Genomic DNA, 18,144 nt, shown 5'->3' with positions numbered 1-18,144 from the left:
ACCCTAACAAACATCATGAAGCCAGTTAAAGTAATTTCATTTGGAGAAATATTATTGCGCTTATCACCGGAATGGAATAATCACAGCGCAGCATTATATGTAGGCGGTGCAGAAGCTAATGTAGCAGCAGCGCTGGCACGCTGGGGTACGCCGGTAGCCTATATCAGCAAAGCGCCGGATAATGGTCTCGCCACACAGGTGCTGGAGCAACTGGAAGCGCTGGGTATATCGACAGACCGGATGCTGAAAGGAGGAGACCGCATCGGGATCTATTACCTGGAGCAAGGAACAGATCTGAAAAATGCAGGAGTAGTATACGATAGGAAATATTCTTCATTTAGTCAGCTGCAACCTGGTACAGTAGACTGGGATAGTCTGTTAGGAGATGCCGAATGGTTCCATTGGAGCGCGCTTACACCAGCATTGAATGAGGATACTGCCATCATTTGTAAAGAGGTGCTGGAAGCGGCCTCCAGGAAAGGATTAAAGATATCGACAGACCTGAACTATCGTAGTAAATTGTGGCAGTATGGTAAACAGCCATTTGCAGTAATGCCTGAACTGGTGCAGTATTGTGATGTGGTGATGGGAAATATATGGGCAGCGCATCAGATGCTGGACACCAGCCTGAATACAGTAGCGCTTGAGACAGCCACTAAAGAAACTTATCTGGCAGAGGCAGCAGCCGTTTCAAAAGAGATCACGGAGAAGTTTCCCCGTTGTAAACAGGTAGCATTTACCTTCAGGTTCTCTAATGCATTTACCCATAATCTATACTATGCTACATGGTATGAAGGGGGAGCGATGAAGGTATCAAAGCAGTATGAAACAAATGAAGTGGTTGACCGTGTTGGTAGCGGAGATAGCTTCATGGCAGGGCTGATACATGCACAGGTAAGCGGAATGGACGCGCAGCAGACTATATCATTTGCAGCAGCCGCAGCTTGGTCCAAGTTGTTCCTGAAAGGAGATTTTAATTTAACAGATAAAGCAGACATTTTAAAACTGATTTAGATATGGCAGTACCAGCAGCAGAGATCATTGCAGCATTTGAGCGTAGTAAAGCAATACCTGTATTTTACCATGATGATGCCGAAGTGTGTATACAGGTATTACAGGCCTGCTATGATGCAGGTATCAGAGTGTTTGAGTTCACAAACCGTGGTGCAAATGCGAAGCGTAATTTTTCAGCAATGCGTGCGCATAAGTTGTCAGCAATGCCAGACATGTACCTGGGTATAGGTACGATTAAAGTGGCAGAAGATGTGACGGTATTTGCAGGCGAAGGTGCTGATTTTATAGTTAGTCCGATTATTGATACCGCTGTGGCAGAGCGCTGCAGTGAAAAGAACATTGTTTGGATACCAGGATGTATGACGCCATCTGAAATAGCAGTGGCAGAAAGATATGAAGCGCCGTTGACGAAGTTGTTTCCAGGCAATGTGCTGGGGCCAGGTTTTGTAAAGGCGATCAAGCCATTATTTCCTAAGATGAAATTTATGCCTACAGGAGGCGTAGAGCCTACTAAAGAAAGTATCAAATCGTGGCTGGATGCCGGCGTGGTATGTGTCGGTATGGGCTCCAACCTGCTGAATAAGGAGTTGATAGACAGGAAGGATTGGGCAGCATTGAAGACACAGTTAACCAGTCTGGTTAAGCTGATTCAGGAAGTATCCTGAACAGGGTTATATATGACGTCCTGATTTCTAATAGGTTTCAAAAACATTTATGATATAGATTACATATGCAGGCAGTATAAGCAATAGTATTATATGCAAACGTTTGCATAATTCATCAGAGTGTTGTAAATTGATAACACTTTATAAATTCCAAAATGAAAGGCATGGATTCCACTACAATTGGCAAATATCGCTGGCGCATTTGTGCATTGCTCTTTTTTGCAACGACTATTAACTATATAGACCGTCAGGTCATTGGTTTGCTGAAGCCTATATTATCAGATCAATTTGAATGGACAGAGAAGGATTTTGGTGGCATGATGTCAGCATTCGCAGCTGCATATGCAATAGGATTGTTATTATTTGGCAGATTGGTAGATAAGATTGGTACGAAGATGGGCTATATATGGTCCATTGTAGTATGGAGTATAGCAGCGATGGGACATGCATTAGCGAAGACAACCTTCGGTTTTGGAGTTGCGCGTGTATTTCTGGGACTGGGTGAATCCGGTAACTTTCCTGTAGCGATAAAATCAGTAGCAGAATGGTTTCCTAAAAAGGAACGTGCCCTGGCAACAGGTATATTCAATTCAGGTGCTAATATAGGGGCCGTAATTGCCCCGATAGTAGTGCCATGGCTGGCAGGTAACTATGGATGGGAACACGCCTTTATATGGACCGGTATAGTGGGTTTTGTATGGCTGGTATTTTGGATCGTTATGTACGAGATTCCTGCGCGCCATAAGAAGTTGACACAGGCAGAATATGATTATATCCATAGCGATGAAGAACAGCCGGTGCGTCCTGCAGGAGAGTTGCCCGATGGAATTAAGCCGGTAACAGCAGCGGCGGTAGCTTCAGCCAATACTCCACCTGAAAAGAAGAGCGTAAGCTGGAAGAAACTGTTAGGCGTAAAACAGACCTGGGCTTTTGTATTTGGTAAGATGCTGACAGATCCAATCTGGTGGTTCTTCCTCTTCTGGTTGCCTTCTTACTTTGCCACTACTTTCAATCTTGATTTCAAGAAGCCTAATCTGCAGTTATTTGTGATTTATACAGCGACTACAATTGGTAGTATCGGAGGTGGATATCTTTCCTCCTGGCTGATTAAAAAAGGCTGGCCGGTATTTAAAGCACGTAAGGCATCGATGTTATTATTTGCTATTTGTGTAGTACCGATCATGTTTGCGAAAAGCACAAATAATATATGGATAGTTGTAGCATTGATCAGTTTAGCAGCAGCTGCGCATCAGGCATGGTCAGCTAATATCTTTACGACAGCTTCAGATATGTTCCCTAAATACGCAGTCAGTTCTGTAGTTGGTATTGGTGGTATGGCAGGTTCTATCGGCGGAAGTCTGTTCCCTATCTTTGCCGGCTATCTGCTGGATTATTATAAAGAGCAGGGTAACATTGGTACAGGCTATAATATACTATTCCTGATCAGTGGATCCATGTACCTGCTGGCATGGCTGATTATGCACCTTTTTGCGCCTAAAATGGAGCAGGTGAAACTATAAATCACAGCTCAATAACCAGATTGTAATTACAAAATTAAATAGAGACGTGTACAAAAGGAGCGGTCCTGATCTATTGATCAGGACCGCTCCTTTTGTTGGTTTCAGACTTTACAGATTTAATTCTTTATTCCTGGTTCCAATTGGTTACAGGCTTACACCTCTTTTCCAAGGGATAAAGTCGTCCTGATTCAATAACTCAGCTTTGGTCTTTACTTCTCCACTGGCAGTTTGTATTACATATTCCAGTATTTCTTCGCCCATTTGTTCGATAGACTTTTCACCGCTGATAATAGTACCAGTATTAATATCGATGATATCCGGCATACGGGTTGCCAGTTTTGTATTAGTAGCGAGTTTTACTACAGGAGCGATCGGGTTGCCGGTTGGGGTACCTAAGCCTGTAGTAAAGAGTACAACGTTAGCGCCAGAGCCAACCTCAGCAGAAGTAGATTCAACGTCGTTACCAGGTGTGCAGAGCAGATTAAGGCCTGGTTTGGTAACATATTCAGTATAATCGAGCACGTCTACAACCGGAGAGATACCGCCTTTTTTAGCTGCACCGGCAGACTTAATGGCATCAGTAATAAGGCCGTCCTTGATGTTTCCCGGAGAAGGATTCATATAGAAACCTGAGCCTACGGATTCAGCCTGACTTTCATATGCCCGCATGATACGGATAAACTTGTCGGAAGTATTAGTTTCCACACAACGGTTGATCAGTTCCTGCTCCACACCGCAAAGTTCAGGAAACTCAGACAGTATAGAAGCGCCGCCCAAAGCCACAATAAGGTCGGAGGTATGTCCGACAGCCGGGTTGGCAGAAATGCCGGAGAAACCATCAGAACCACCGCATTCCAGACCAATGACAAGTTTGGATAGTGGACTAGGCTGGCGGTTTTGTTTGTCGGCTTCTACGAGTGCCAGGAAGGTATCCCTGATAGCGTCAGACAGCATGTCAAATTCAGAACTACTTTTCTGCTGTTCAAATACTAATACAGGTTTATCGAAGTCAGGGTTCAGCTTCTTCAAGGCATCTTTCAGGATGGATACCTGTGCGTGCTGACAACCGAGACTTAACACGGTAGCACCTGCTACGTTCGGATGATGTATGTAACCAGCCAGCAGGGCACACAGGGCGTCTGAGTCCTGACGGGTACCACCGCAACCACCTTCATGCATGAGGAATTTAACACCGTCTATGTTGGAGAATACGGTATTACGTTTGTCGCTGGCTGTTACAGCAGCAGCCTTGTAAGTCTTGATAGCGTCAAGGTTACCGCTTTTATATAGAGCAACGAGGTCCTGGACCTGTTCATTGTATACTTCAGTGGGAGCAAATCCGAGCCCTTTTTCAAAGGCAGTTTTGATGACGCTGACGTTACGGTTTTCACAGAAAACCATGGGAATAACCAGCCAGTAGTTACGGGTACCTACCTGACCATCTTTACGGGGATAACCCATGAAGGTGCGGTCTTTCCATTTGCTGACGTCAGGTTTTTGCCATTCGATGTTACCTTCTTTTTCGTGGAAGGCGTTTGCATCATGTATCACATTGGTGGTGGTGATAAGCTCACCTTTGTGAATAGGCGCATTAGCTTTACCGACCAGTACACCATACATAGTAATAGGATCGCCGGTTTGTATGTCGGTGATCATGAATTTATGTTTAGCGGGAACGTCTTTGAGTAAAGTAATTGTGGAACCATTAAACCCGATTTCTGTACCCTGCTGCAGGTCCTGCAGGGCAACCAGTACATTATCGCCGGGATGTATTTGTAGAAAAGTGTTCATAATAAGCTAAAGTATGAAATAACACTACCACCTGTTAATACTAAAATATTAATCCATGATAAGATTTTGCCTTTGAAATGGTCAGGATAGTATCATCGTTTTGCTAAAACATTTTAGCGGCAGAAGTTTAGCAGATCCGGGTTTCCTGCTATTTTATGCAAACGTTTGCAATTTTCGGCATTATGCGTTATCTTTCATGCAGGTTATGAAAAAGATGCACTGATACAGCATCCCCATAATTTATTATCAATTCCAAAATTAATATGTCGTAATATGACTGCAGAAACCAGGTATGCTTCCAGCCCGGCAGAGGTACTCAGCTGGAATACAGCACAGACCAGAAAGGAACTTTTGATAGAACAATTGTTTGTACAGGACGAGATTAAACTGGTATACAGTCATTATGACCGTTTTGTAACAGGTGGAATATTCCCGGTGAATAAAGCGTTGCAACTTACACCGCCTGACCAGTTCAAAGCGGCTTATTTTCTGGAGCGGAGAGAATTGGGCATAATTAACGTAGGAGGCGCTGGCGTAGTTACTGTTGATGGTGAGGCCTTTGAGGTAGATTTTAAAGAAGCGTTATATGTAGGTAAAGGAAAGAAAGAGGTTTCTTTTGCCAGTAAGGACAGCGCAGCGCCCGCAAAGTTTTATCTTAATTCAACACCAGCACATCATGAGTTTCCAACCCGACATGTAACCCGGAAAGATGCAGAAGTAGTAACCCTGGGAGCAATGGAGACGTCAAATCACCGAACTATTAATAAGCTGCTTGTCAGCACAGTACTTCCTACCTGTCAGCTACAGATGGGTATGACAGAACTAAAGCCCGGCAGTGTATGGAATACAATGCCTGCCCACACGCATGACAGGCGTATGGAAGTCTATTTTTACTTTGAGGTACCGCAAGGGCAGTCGGTTTGTCATTTCTGGGGCCAGCCGCAGGAAACGAGACATATCTGGATGCAGAATGAACAGGCGGTTATATCTCCGCCTTGGTCTATTCACTCCGGTGCCGGTACGAGTAACTATACATTTATTTGGGGTATGGCAGGAGAAAACCTGGATTACGGAGATATGGACGTATGTGCGATACCTGATCTTAAATAAGTAATATGAAGCGGATATTATTATTGTTGATGGCGGCTGGGGTATGGCATACTGCCCTGGCAGGTGATACAGCAGCTGTTACAAAGGCGGCTGGGGTTACCATTTCAATCAGGAATACCTCTGCTATCGTTAGGAATGAAGAGATTGTCGAAATACCATATGTGCAACTACGGGGATTAACCGGTGCTTTTAAACTCATCAATAAACAGACGGGTAAGGAAGTGCCTTATCAGTTAGCCTACGAAGGTGCTCCAACTCCGCAGCACCTGCTTGTACAGGTTACTATTCCTGCACGCGCCAGTATTGTTGTTACTGCTATTGCCGGAAAGCCGGCAGTAGTAAAGCCGCGTACTTATGCACGTTATGTGCCTGAACGAAAAGATGATTTCGCGTGGGAGAACGACCGGGTAGCCTTCCGCATGTATGGAGCTGCATTGGAAAACTTTCCGGCAGAGAACGCACTTGGTATAGACGTATGGACAAAACGGACGTCTGAACTTGTTATCAACAGCTGGTATCAGAAGAACGATTACCATCATGATAATGGTCAGGGACTTGACTATTATTCAGTGGGTATGACGCTAGGAGGTGGAGACATTGCACCCTTTCTGAACGATTCAATCTATTTCCCGAAAAACTACCGGATACACAAAGTGTTGGATAGTGGTCCGCTACGCTGCACTTTTCAGTTGGGCTACGAACCATGGCAGGTAGGCAATATAACTGTTTCCGTACTAAAGACTATTTCGCTGGATGCAGGTTCTCAGCTAAACAGGATGAGTGTATCATATACGCTGCAGCAGGGTGATAGTTTACCGGTAGCTGCGGGTATTGTAAAGCGTGCAGCTCCAGGCACAATCCTGCTGGATGAGAAGACGGGAGTTGCTGGTTATTGGGAGCCTGAATATGGCGCTGACGGTATCACCGGGTTGGGGCTGGTAGTGCCTGTCCAAAACGGGCATATGAAGGTTACAGACAAGCATCTGCTGGCGACAGCTACAGCCAGTGGGAAAGCCCCTTATGTATACTATTTCGGCGCTGCATGGAACAAGGCAGGGAGGTATACCAGTGCATCAGAATGGTTTGCCTATCTGCAGACCTTCGCAGCTAAACAGGCCGCTCCATTGGAATTAACATCAATTAGTAACAAGCGTATTCTTAGTATATGATTTTACAGTCTTTTGATCTGACAGGTAAGACAGCCCTTGTGACGGGTTGTAAAAGAGGAATCGGTATGGGAATGGCCGTAGCGCTGGCAGAAGCAGGCGCTGATGTAATAGGTGTTTCTGCGTCCCTGGAGAAAGATGGCAGCGAGGTTGAAAAGGCCGTGAAGGCTATGGGCCGAAAATTCTTCGGTTACCAATGTGACCTGGGTAAGCGTGAAACGCTGTATGCATTTATAAAGGAAGTAACCGCCGCACATCCGGTGATTGACATACTAGTCAACAATGCCGGGTCTATTCTTAGAAAGCCTGCCGCAGAACATCCGGATGAATACTGGGATGAGGTAATTAATATCAATCTTAACGCGCAGTTCATACTGACCCGTGAAATTGGCAAGGGAATGATCGCACAAGGCAGTGGAAAGATTATCTTTACAGCATCGTTACTTACCTTCCAGGGTGGTATCAATGTACCTGGATACGCCGCAAGCAAAGGAGCAGTAGGTTCATTGGTGAAAGCTTTTGCCAATGAATGGGCAGGCAAGGGTATCAATGTGAATGCAATCGCACCAGGATATATCGCAACAGACAATACTGCCGCATTGCGTGCAGACGAGAAGCGTAGTGCTTCTATACTGGAGCGCATACCTGCAGGCAGGTGGGGAGAACCGGCAGATTTTAAAGGGCCGGTAGTATTCCTAGCTTCCGCAGCATCTGACTATGTTCATGGTACTATACTTACTGTTGACGGAGGATGGATGGGACGATAAAAGCGTACCTATATACTGATTTATGAGCAAAAGAACAGAAAAGACAATTGTTGATATTGCGGAAGAGCTGAAACTTTCTATATCCACCGTGTCCCGCGCACTGAACAATCATCCAAACATCAGTGCCAAAACAAAGGAGAAGGTGAAAAAAATGGCCAATAAGCTCGGGTACCGTCCGAATGCTATGGCAGCAGGCCTGCGTAACAGCAGGAGCCGCACTATTGGACTGGTTGTTCCTCGAATCTCGATGTTCTTTCCTGCTACAATCAGTACTGTTATTCAGAATAAGCTGCATGAACATGGCTATCATGTGTTGATATGTCAGTCCAACGATTCCCTGGAGCAGGAAATAGCATTAGCAGAGACGCTGTATTCCACCAGGATTGACGCACTTGCTGTATCAAGTACTTTGTATACGACTGACTTTTCACACTTCGATATTTTTAAGGATAATAACATTCCACTTGTATTTTTTGACCGAGTACCTAAAGACTATCAGGTCAAGGTGGTGAAAGGCGATGATTATCTGGGAGGTTTTACGGTTACAGAACATTTGATAGAGAAAGGATGTAAGGATATTGTACATATTTCTGGTCCGCTGACCTGCAATCTTTATGTAGATCGTGTAGCTGGGTATAAGCATGCATTAAAGAAACATAAGCTGGCGTTTAAAAAATCGAGGATCTTTTATCAGGAGTTGACAAGAGAAAATGCGTTGCAGGTATGTGAGCAGATCTTTGCCAAGCAACCCTGGCCTGATGGTATTTTTGCCGCTAATGATACGACAGCAATTACTATAATGGAGTATTGCCGTAAACTGAATTTGCGTGTACCGGAAGATATTAAGATTGTGGGCTACTCAAATGATCCGAGAGCTGAGATTATCACGCCTTCTATTACATCTGTGGATCAGTTTCCTGCATTAATGGGAGAACGTGTGGCAGCTGCCTTACTTGAATTGATGCAACAGCCAGTAACAATTCCCCAGCGTTACTCGGAAGAAATTGTACCTATTCAGCTGATTGAACGTGTGTCTTCTGCAGCAATAGTTGCAACGCGTAAAGCAGGCGTAAGAAAGAAACTAAAATAAGGCAGGTGGTTGCTCTCGGGCAGCCCTGCCTTATTCTTTATACATAAGTGCAAACGATTGCGTAAAAATAATTGGTTAGTAACTGCACAATTTGTAGTGCGGGTAAATAAAATTACACGAGATGAAAAAATTATCACTTCTTTTCTGTGCCCTATTAGTATCGGGCAGTGCTGCCTACGCTCAGCAAAGCAGTAAAAAGCAGCAAATTATATCTATGGCAAACAAGACGTTGGATCTTGCTGTGCGTCAGTATAAGCTGATGATGCAGCATGTTCCTGACAGTGTGTTGCCACGTACAACCAATAGTAAGGATGGTAGTTTTGTAACTGCTAAAACTGATTGGTGGACAGCGGGATTCTATCCGGGTACATTGTGGTATTTGTATGAGTACTCGAAGGATAATGTCTTGAAGCAGGAGGCGATTAAACGTACTGCACAGGTCGAAGTAGAAAAGAATAACAAAGGTACACATGATCTTGGGTTTATGTTATACTGTAGTGCAGGTAATGCATACCGTATTACAAAAGACCCGAAATATAAGGAAGTGCTGCTTACCAGTGCCCGTTCATTATCTACCAGGTTTAATCCAAAAGTAGGCTGTATTAAGTCATGGGATCACGGCAGATGGCAGTTCCCGGTGATCATTGATAACATGATGAACCTTGAATTATTGACATGGGCTACCCGCACAAGTAAGGATCCATCATTTGATCGTATTGCACGTACGCATGCCAATACAACAATGAAACATCATTTCAGAAAAGATTACAGCTCCTTTCATGTTATAGGATATGATTCTACCAATGGAGCTGTATTAGCCAGAAATACAGCGCAGGGAGCAAATGATACCTCGGCTTGGTCTCGGGGTCAGGCGTGGGGACTATATGGCTACACTCTAATGTACCGGGATACAAAGGATAAATCTTATTTGGCACAGGCGCAACATATTGCAGATTATATATTGAACCATCCGCGTATGCCGGAAGACCTTATTCCTTACTGGGACTATGATGCGCCGGGTATCCCAAATGCTCCGAGAGATGCGTCTGCAGGAGCAGTAGCAGCATCTGCTCTGTTGGAGCTAAGCCGGTACACCAGAGGAGAAACGTCCGCCCGTTACTGGAATGCTGCGGAAAAGATGTTGGAGAGTTTGAGTAGTCCGGCATATCTCGCAAAAGAAGGAGAAAATAACAACTTCATCCTTATGCACAGCGTAGGTTCTATTCCACATAACTCCGAAGTGGACGTCCCGCTCACATATGCAGACTATTACTTTGTGGAAGCATTATTACGGTACAAACAATGGGCTAAATAATGCACAGACGTCATTTTATAAAGGCAGTTCCTTTGGCCGGAATGGCGGGGGCTATACAACCAGGCCACTTCCTGCAGGCAATAGATTTGCCAGCAGGAAGTATTACTGTACAAGGCGACAGGGAATACTGGGCGGAGTTACTGTCAAGAATAGCAGAACCCGTAATGAAAAACTTAGCCCTTGGACAGTTGCGTCAACATATGCCACTTGAGACAGCTCCTGGGTATAATAAGCCAGTGGACAAAGTTACTTATCTCGAAGCTTTTGGACGTACAATGGCAGGGATTGCCCCGTGGCTGGAACTAGGCGCTGACGGAACGGCTGAAGGCAAAATAAGGGCGCGTTTCATTGATTATGCGTTGAAAGGAACAAGTCAGGCAGTACAACCCGGCGGACCAGACTATATGAACTTCACCGGGCAATATGATGGACAGCCATTAGTTGATGGAGCTTTTCTTGCACATGCATTTATCCGGGCACCCAAACAATTATGGCAGCCACTTCCTGAGGCTGTCAAGCAGCAGGTTGTTGCAGGATTTAAGCGTCTGCGTAGTATTAGACCAGGGTATAGCAACTGGTTGTTGTTTGCAGGTATTATTGAAGCCGCATTATTGCTTTTTGGCGAGGAATGGGATGGTATGCGGATAGATTATGCAGTCAGGAAACACCAGGAATGGTATAAAGGAGATGGGATGTATGGGGATGGACCGGAATTTCATTTTGACTATTATAATGGCTTTGTTATCCAGCCGATGTTGACTGACATTCTGAAAGTATTGGCAGATAATGGCAAAGGCAGTAAAAAGGAATATGATCAGGCTATTGATAGGATGCAGCGTTACGGTGAGATCCAGGAGCGCTTGATATCTCCTGAAGGGACATTTCCCGTGGTAGGAAGGTCTATGACTTACCGTAATGCCGTTTTTCAACCGCTGGTGCAATTGGCCTTACATGAGCAATTACCTGCAACATTGCCTCCTGCCCAGGTGAGGGCAGCATTAACAGCTGTGAACAAAAGAATTTTCGAGGCTCCTGGGACCTTTGATAACAAAGGCTGGTTGCAATTAGGTTTTTGTGGTCATCAACCCGAAATAGCAGATGTTTATACATCCACTGGCAGCTTATACCTGTGTACAACAGGGTTTCTGGCATTAGGTCTGCCAGCTGAAAATGCTTTCTGGAGTGCTCCTGCCCAGGAGTGGACGTCGCAGAAAGCGTGGGCGGGCAAAACAGTGAAGAAAGACCATGCGCTTTAGTCGGTATTGATGTCTATAAGACCATATCTTATACCGAAGATAACAAGCCCTACGCGGGTCTTTACCTTCAGTTTATCACAAAGGCTGCTTTTATAGTCATCAATTGTACGGGGGCTCACAAACATTTTCTGCGCAATTTCTTTGTAAGATAATTCTGTACAGAGAAATTGCAGGAATGTCTTTTCTTTAGGCGTCAATTCTATCTTCTCACTAAGAGACAATACATCTTTTTGCAATCCTGAGATCACTTTTCCGGATATGTAATCGGGCAGGTAAAAGTCTTTTTTTATAATTGAGTCGAAAGCTTCTTTCAGATCATCCGGCTCTACATTTTTCATGATGTAACCTTTCGCCCCAGATTTCAGCATTTTTATAATTACAGACTCGTCATTGAGCATAGATAAAGCGAGTACTTTAATCTGAGGGAAGTGGTTATTGATCCAGGCAGCGGTTTCATAACCGTTCATGCCAGGCATGTTTACATCGAGAATGAGTATATCGGGTAATTGTAATTCGCGGTTATTGATGATTTTAATGACTTCTTCTCCATTACTGGCTTCAAAAAGAATGAAGTAATCAGTAAAGGTATTGATCAACCTGCCAAGTGCTTTTCTAACCAGCACATGGTCATCTGCAATTGCAACACTATATTTCGCTTTCCTGGTTGTGCTCATGTAATGACTCTTTGTTTATGGGTATAGTGATACGAATGGCAGTTCCGCTATTTTTCGCACTATTGATATGGAATGTTCCCCCTATGAGGGAAGCTCTTTTTTGAATGTTCATTAATCCCAAACCTTTGGTTTTTTCCTGTCGGGCAAACAGCGCTTCAGAATCAAAGCCGACACCATTGTCTTTTATTTCAAGTACGATGATATCTGTTTTATGGGAAAGACGAACTTCCACCTTACTGGCCTTGGCATGTTTAACAATGTTATTAAGCATTTCCTGAACGATACGGAAAAGTATGATTTCTGTCTGATGGTCCAGCAGGTTCCTGATGTCCGCAAAATTAAAAGAAGTTTCGTACAAATTGGTCCTTTTCAGTCGTTCGAGTTCAAAGTCGATTGAGTTGGCAAGGCCTATTTCTGTAACACGATCTGTATGCAGACTGCGTGAAAGATCTCTTAATTCTGTAATGGCTTTCTGCAGAGCTTTTCTGCTCTCTTCTATGTATTCATGCGCCTCACTGTTGTTCTCTACCGGTACTGTTAATAATGACAGTGCTACAAAGGTGAGCGACTGTCCTATATTGTCGTGTATCTCCTGCGATAAATGGCCGAATACATTCTCCTGAATCTCCAGCTGGGACCTCAATAATTCCTGCTCATACCTTTCTTTCATTAGTCTGAGTTCCTGCGCCTGTGCCTGTCTTCCCTTCTGGTTAAGTATCAACATAATAACTATGAAACCTACCAGTAGGACCAGCAGGAAGAGGGACGTAAAGATGACTAGGAATACCTCCTGAAAATCAGATTGCATATAAAAGAAATGCTGAACAATAAATATAGGATAATATTAATCATAAGATTCAGGAAATAAAGGGTTTTATAGTTATAAAATGGCATAATAGATATGGCATTCAGGACGCCTGTTAAAGGCGGACTGCACGTATAAAAAAAGAGTAGCCCTGTTGATACCCAGAATGTCGGGTCTTTCAGCAGACTGTCTGGACCAGGATGCTTGATCCGTTCATAGAAATAACAGATGCTGGCTGTTACAACAATAATACATCCGGAAAGGAAGGTGTATGTATTAAATACATTATTCATTCCCTGGATTAAAAAAAGGTTGATGAACGATAATATTGGATATACTACCAGAATTATCCCTAGAGCAGTCAATGTTTTAGTATTAGTCATAAACGAACGCAACAGGAAGATCAGGTAGGTAAAATTTACGATGGCGTAGAAATTATAAAATACGAGATTACGTTTGTTATGTATACTGTACCACCAACCTAGTACCTCAACAGTGATAGTAAGCAGAATATAAATAATAAAGGTATTAAGGTACCGGGGAGGTTCCTTTTGTAGTTTTGCCAGCAATGCTATAATGAAACAGATAATGATTATCAGTACATGCATAGGTAATCTGTAAACAGATGTATGGGAAAACATAAGCATATATGTATGTATGCAGGACATAAGATATTGATGGCAGGTAATGTTTTAACAGTTAGTAATGATGTCGGTGCGGCCGGTAAATTAGTAAAAGTGGAGATAAATAATTTTCCTCTCGACAAAAAAGCTGCCGGACATGACATCCGGCAGCTTAAAAGAAGTGATTTATATGGAGGATGAAACTTACTTGGTTATAATTTGAAGAGATTCCTTTTGTGCCCTAATAATGCTGCTTTGATCGCCTACACAGGCCGGTGGACAAGGCAATCCGAAGTTAAATGCCATTATCTCTGGACCTTTAGGTGTGGAAACATACAGATCTTTATTTTCGGTTTTACCGGTTTCGCTTATTTTCTGTTGTGTACCCACAAATACAATAGTCTGTCTATCCTGAAGTAATATGTTTTCAGGGAATACAGATGGATAGACGCCGAAATAAACCCTAATACCATCTGCGCCTGCTGCTTCCGCCGTTTCAATATATTGTTTCAGTTCGTCCAGGCTGTACCATACGCTCAGTGAATCAGGTTTACCCAGACGCTCAGAATTAGCTCTCCACCTGTTCTCCATGTAATTTTCGCGGAGCATAGAAACGTGCTTTTTATCTACAAACTGACCTGCTTTCATGATTTTTGCGGCTGACATAAGATATTTATTTTAGGTTTATTGAATCTCGTTAACAACCTAAAACTAGGCTTAAAAGCATAGTGGAATCAATGTAAGTTTATGATTATCATAACATTACAAACATGAGAAATTCATAATTACTATCTAATCAGATCGTATATAATTTTATGTAATATAAAATCCGGGTATTTGGTCTCCTTTTTCGTGTAAATATGAATTTAAAACTGCGTGAATATCGGTACAAAATTACCGTATAGTATCGGTAGAGAAAAAAAATTACATGTATTCCTGGCTTTTTTTGAACGGTTTCATCCCAAATCCTTCCCTTATTATATAACATCATAAAAAGGGCTGTTTTCATACCGTGAAACATCGGTCATAGGGGATCAGTGATTTACGCAATGGTTATCTGCATGATTATACATTTCCTTTTGATCTATTGCCGGTTTTTTATCCCTGCTAATCTGTATAAGATTGACTGTTTATCAGGTATTTATCGCGCTGAAATCTGCTATTAGCATGAATCACAGCCATTTTGATATACCGGTGTTTATTTGCGCGTTATAACGGGTAATTGAAGGTTAGGGATCGCATTTTGCTCATACGTTCTTCATGACGGTCAGATCAACTTAATTTTCTCTAATATTGAGAAGGCAATTAAGCCTGAATGCTGATTTAAAATATTGTACCCTTTGAAAACCCTAATTGTATTGTCCCCCCCAAAGTACCATAACTGGCCTGCTTTTTAGCAGGCCTTTTCTTTTTTATAGAAACTCCTACATCTACTGTTATCAACGCTATATTTCTTTAGTAACAGCAGGTCATACATAAATCCTGAAGAGATGATCTTATCAGCGTTTTGCTTATCCAAAGTATACAATAAAACAATCTTCATTTAACATTAAGTTATCCATGCTATCTAAACACGGGAGGACATTTCTCAGGTAAATCTCACGGTATGTAACTCGCTCAATCGCCATGCCAGTTGTTGCCATCGAAGTTATCTGTACTAAAATATCCGGGTGATAAACTTACTCTTACTAATTCCTGAACAACAGTACCTCCCGCCTATATTCATACTATGGCGTTTGATGGTAGCTTTTATCAGTCTTGTAAAAGCATGATAATGACCGTGATGTATAAGAATAAGGAAAACGTTATTACCACTGTAAGAAACCAAAGGTAGAATGTCTCGAATTTATTCAGGCTTTGTTACAGGGTTACTGCTACCAATACCCAGGATGTGGAAAGAGGGTTTTTTGGGAGGTAGTAAGACCTTCACATGTATGTGGTGGTACGGATTGAATTATACAAAAAGTAAAAGGGACAGACCAGAGTACTATTCTCGTATCTGTCCCTTTATTTATCAATTGAAAGTGACTATTTCTTTGCTTTAGATCCCATTTGGAATACCAGGCGGCCCCCGTTCATGATATCATGATGGCTGATGGCATTGTTCAGTACCGGTTTTCCATTAAGTGTTACTTTCTGTACATATACGTTTTTATCACTCTGATTCAGGGCTTCCACCGTAAATGTTTTACCATTTTCCAACTGAATGGTAGCTTCTTTCACTGCCGGGCTACCTAGTATATACTGATCCGATCCAGGACACACAGGATAGAAACCCATTGATGTGAAAATATACCATGCACTCATCTGGCCACAATCGTCATTGCCGCCCAGGCCGTCCGATCCGGGGTGATACATCTTTTTAAGGATCATGCGCACGCGCTCTTGCGTCTTCCATGGTTCTCCTGTCCAATTATACAGATAGGCCACGTGATGCGATGGCTCATTACCATGTACATAGTTACCAATAATACCGTCTCGCGTAATGTCTTCTGTTTCTGCAAAGAACTCGTCAGGTAGATGCATGGTAAACAGCGAATCCAGGTGGCCAGAGAAACGCTTTTTACCACCATTGAGTTCAATTAGTTCGGCCGGGTACTGAGGTACATAAAGGCTGTAATTCCAGGCATTACCTTCAATAAAACCCTGGTTGTCTGTTTTAAGCGGATCAAATGCTGCACGGAACGTGCCGTCATTGAGTCTCGGACGCATATAACCGATGCTTGCGTCATATACATTACGATAGTTCTGAGAACGTTTTATAAACTCATCATATATATCTTGTTTGCCCAATTTCTTGGCTATCTGAGCTATACACCAATCGTCATATGCATACTCCAATGTCTTTGACACAGAAGCTCCGCTTTTATCTTCCGGCACATATCCCTTGTCGATGTAGTAACCGATGCCATCATAACTGCGGTGCCTTGCAGTAGTTACACACGCTTCCAGCGCTTTTTCCTGATCAAACGGTGCATTCCCTTTGATGATTGCATCTGCAATCAACGATACACTATGATAACCTATCATACACCAGTTTTCATTAGCGTAATGCGACCATACTGGCAGCATGCGGTGTACGCTCTGATCGTAATGCGCCAGCAGGGATTGTACCATATCGGCGTTACGCTTAGGCTGTATTACATTGAATAAAGGATGTAACGCTCTGTAAGTATCCCACAAAGAGAAGGTGGTATAGTTAATAAAGCCTTCTGCCTTATGATTATTCTGGTCTAGCCCGCGGTAAGTGCCATCAATATCCATGTAGGTAGTAGGGCTAAGAAACGCGTGATACATAGCAGTGTAGAAGTTAATCATCTCATCATTGCTATTCAGCTGCGCAGTAACACGTTGCAACTCCTTATTCCATAATGCCTGGCCATCCTGCTTTATTTTGTTAAAATCCCAGCCCGGAGCTTCTGCTCGCAGATTAGCCAATGCACCTTCCGTACTAACTGGAGATAAAGCGAACTTGATCTTTATTTGTTCGCCTGCCTTTACCTTGAAGTCAAACCAGGCTCTGATCTGACGGCCTGCCATTTCAGGGAAGTTGTGCGCTACATCAAATTTGCGCCAGAAGCCCTTATATACATCATTTGCATAGTTCTGATGCCCGTATTGTGATATAGGTTTGGAGAATGACATTGCAAAATACTCGGTACGTGTACGCGCCCAGCCGTTAGTCTGGCGATAGCCGGTAACCAGTGTGTCATTCTCTACTCTTACAAACGTCCACACGTTCTTATTACCATAGTTATAAATGCCCGCCATCAGATCCAGGATAATATGTGCCTGATCTGTAGCCTCTGCAAATGTATATTGATGAAAGCCAACACGGGTAGTGGTGGTCAATTCTGCCGTAATATTGTATTTGTCGAGTTTAACTTTATAGTAATCTGCTTCTGCTGTTTCATTGTCATGAGAGAAACCTGAGCGGTAACCTGTCTCCGGATTGCTGGCTGTACCCGGGTTGAGTAATAGCTTACCTGTAGTTGGCATAATCAGAAAGTCACCCAGGTCAGAGTGACCGGTACCGCTGAAATGCGTATGACTGAATCCTGTAATAGTCTTATCTACATACTGATAACCTGCGCAATACTTATAAACGTCCGGGTTATAACGGCCGTTCATCTCATACGGGATCGTATCTGTATCGGGACTTAGTTGCACCATTCCAAAAGGCACGGTGGCTCCGGGATAGGTATGGCCCATTTTTTCAGTACCGATAATAGGTTTAACGTATTGTACCAGATTCCGTTCCTGCGCCTGCAGTGAAAGCTGGGTGCATAGAGAAAATGCCGTGAGTAATGTAAGACGTGTTGCCTGACTTGCGCCCATGTCAATATGT

At 43.2% G+C, this 18,144-nt stretch carries 15 protein-coding genes; 10 read left to right on the top strand and 5 right to left on the bottom strand.

Features of this window, described 5'->3' with window-relative positions:
* Positions 1-15: 15 nt before the first annotated feature.
* From K1Y79_RS13480 to K1Y79_RS13470, 3 genes are all read left to right on the top strand, one after another.
* Positions 16-1,014 carry a sugar kinase gene (locus K1Y79_RS13480; protein ID WP_220250592.1) on the top strand — a complete coding sequence of 333 codons (999 nt, stop codon included), beginning with the start codon at positions 16-18 and terminating at the stop codon, positions 1,012-1,014.
* 2 nt (positions 1,015-1,016) lie between these two features.
* Positions 1,017-1,679, top strand: a complete 663-nt coding sequence (locus K1Y79_RS13475; protein WP_220250591.1) for a beta/alpha barrel domain-containing protein — start codon at positions 1,017-1,019, stop codon at positions 1,677-1,679.
* 164 nt (positions 1,680-1,843) lie between these two features.
* On the top strand, positions 1,844-3,199 hold the full coding sequence (locus tag K1Y79_RS13470; protein ID WP_236059592.1) for an MFS transporter: 1,356 nt from the start codon (positions 1,844-1,846) through the stop codon (positions 3,197-3,199).
* 144 nt (positions 3,200-3,343) lie between these two features.
* Here the strand turns inward: K1Y79_RS13470 and K1Y79_RS13465 are convergent, their stop codons facing one another.
* A complete protein-coding gene (locus K1Y79_RS13465) occupies positions 3,344-4,990 on the bottom strand; it encodes a UxaA family hydrolase (protein ID WP_220250589.1) in 1,647 nt (548 codons plus the stop codon).
* A gap of 273 nt (positions 4,991-5,263) precedes the next feature.
* On the opposite strand from K1Y79_RS13465, the gene kduI reads away from it, so the two are divergent.
* From kduI to K1Y79_RS13435, 6 genes are all read left to right on the top strand, one after another.
* Positions 5,264-6,100: a 5-dehydro-4-deoxy-D-glucuronate isomerase gene (kduI, locus tag K1Y79_RS13460; RefSeq protein ID WP_220250588.1), complete on the top strand. Its 837-nt coding sequence runs from the start codon at positions 5,264-5,266 to the stop codon at positions 6,098-6,100.
* 5 nt (positions 6,101-6,105) lie between these two features.
* The gene (locus K1Y79_RS13455; RefSeq protein ID WP_220250587.1) at positions 6,106-7,269 is read left to right on the top strand and encodes a DUF4861 family protein; all 1,164 of its coding nucleotides are present in this window, start codon (positions 6,106-6,108) and stop codon (positions 7,267-7,269) included.
* Entirely contained in the window at positions 7,269-8,033 is a 765-nt protein-coding gene (kduD, locus tag K1Y79_RS13450; protein WP_317197487.1) for a 2-dehydro-3-deoxy-D-gluconate 5-dehydrogenase KduD, read from the top strand. The genes K1Y79_RS13455 and kduD overlap by 1 nt, the downstream gene beginning before the upstream one ends.
* Before the next feature lie 22 nt (positions 8,034-8,055).
* Complete coding sequence (locus K1Y79_RS13445) at positions 8,056-9,123, top strand: LacI family DNA-binding transcriptional regulator (protein ID WP_220250584.1); 1,068 nt, start codon at positions 8,056-8,058, stop codon at positions 9,121-9,123.
* Positions 9,124-9,244: 121 nt separating this feature from the next.
* The gene (locus K1Y79_RS13440; protein WP_220250583.1) at positions 9,245-10,438 is read left to right on the top strand and encodes a glycoside hydrolase family 88 protein; all 1,194 of its coding nucleotides are present in this window, start codon (positions 9,245-9,247) and stop codon (positions 10,436-10,438) included.
* Positions 10,438-11,694, top strand: coding sequence for a DUF2264 domain-containing protein (locus tag K1Y79_RS13435; RefSeq protein ID WP_220250582.1), 1,257 nt, complete (start codon positions 10,438-10,440; stop codon positions 11,692-11,694). Before K1Y79_RS13440 ends, K1Y79_RS13435 begins: the two co-directional genes overlap by 1 nt.
* On the opposite strand, the gene K1Y79_RS13430 is transcribed toward K1Y79_RS13435, so the two are convergent.
* Both K1Y79_RS13430 and K1Y79_RS13425 read right to left on the bottom strand, forming a co-directional pair.
* On the bottom strand, positions 11,691-12,368 hold the full coding sequence (locus tag K1Y79_RS13430) for a response regulator transcription factor (protein ID WP_220250581.1): 678 nt from the start codon (positions 12,366-12,368) through the stop codon (positions 11,691-11,693). The two genes, K1Y79_RS13435 and K1Y79_RS13430, sit on opposite strands and share 4 nt — an antisense overlap.
* Entirely contained in the window at positions 12,340-13,176 is an 837-nt protein-coding gene (locus K1Y79_RS13425; RefSeq protein WP_220250579.1) for a sensor histidine kinase, read from the bottom strand. Before K1Y79_RS13425 ends, K1Y79_RS13430 begins: the two co-directional genes overlap by 29 nt.
* Before the next feature lie 626 nt (positions 13,177-13,802).
* Between K1Y79_RS13425 and K1Y79_RS13420 the strand changes: the two genes are divergently transcribed.
* The gene (locus tag K1Y79_RS13420; protein ID WP_220250578.1) at positions 13,803-13,997 is read left to right on the top strand and encodes a hypothetical protein; all 195 of its coding nucleotides are present in this window, start codon (positions 13,803-13,805) and stop codon (positions 13,995-13,997) included.
* A gap of 3 nt (positions 13,998-14,000) precedes the next feature.
* Here K1Y79_RS13420 and K1Y79_RS13415 read toward each other — a convergent pair whose 3' ends face one another.
* Positions 14,001-14,462, bottom strand: coding sequence for a hypothetical protein (locus tag K1Y79_RS13415; RefSeq protein WP_220250576.1), 462 nt, complete (start codon positions 14,460-14,462; stop codon positions 14,001-14,003).
* 1,362 nt (positions 14,463-15,824) lie between these two features.
* Positions 15,825-18,134, bottom strand: coding sequence for a GH92 family glycosyl hydrolase (locus K1Y79_RS13410; protein WP_220250575.1), 2,310 nt, complete (start codon positions 18,132-18,134; stop codon positions 15,825-15,827).
* Positions 18,135-18,144 lie beyond the last annotated feature (10 nt).

This window comes from Chitinophaga rhizophila (assembly GCF_019492185.1).
Taxonomy (GTDB): domain Bacteria; phylum Bacteroidota; class Bacteroidia; order Chitinophagales; family Chitinophagaceae; genus Chitinophaga; species Chitinophaga rhizophila.
The sequence above is the reverse complement of the archived record's forward strand: the minus strand, read 5'-3'. Positions and strand labels throughout refer to the sequence as shown.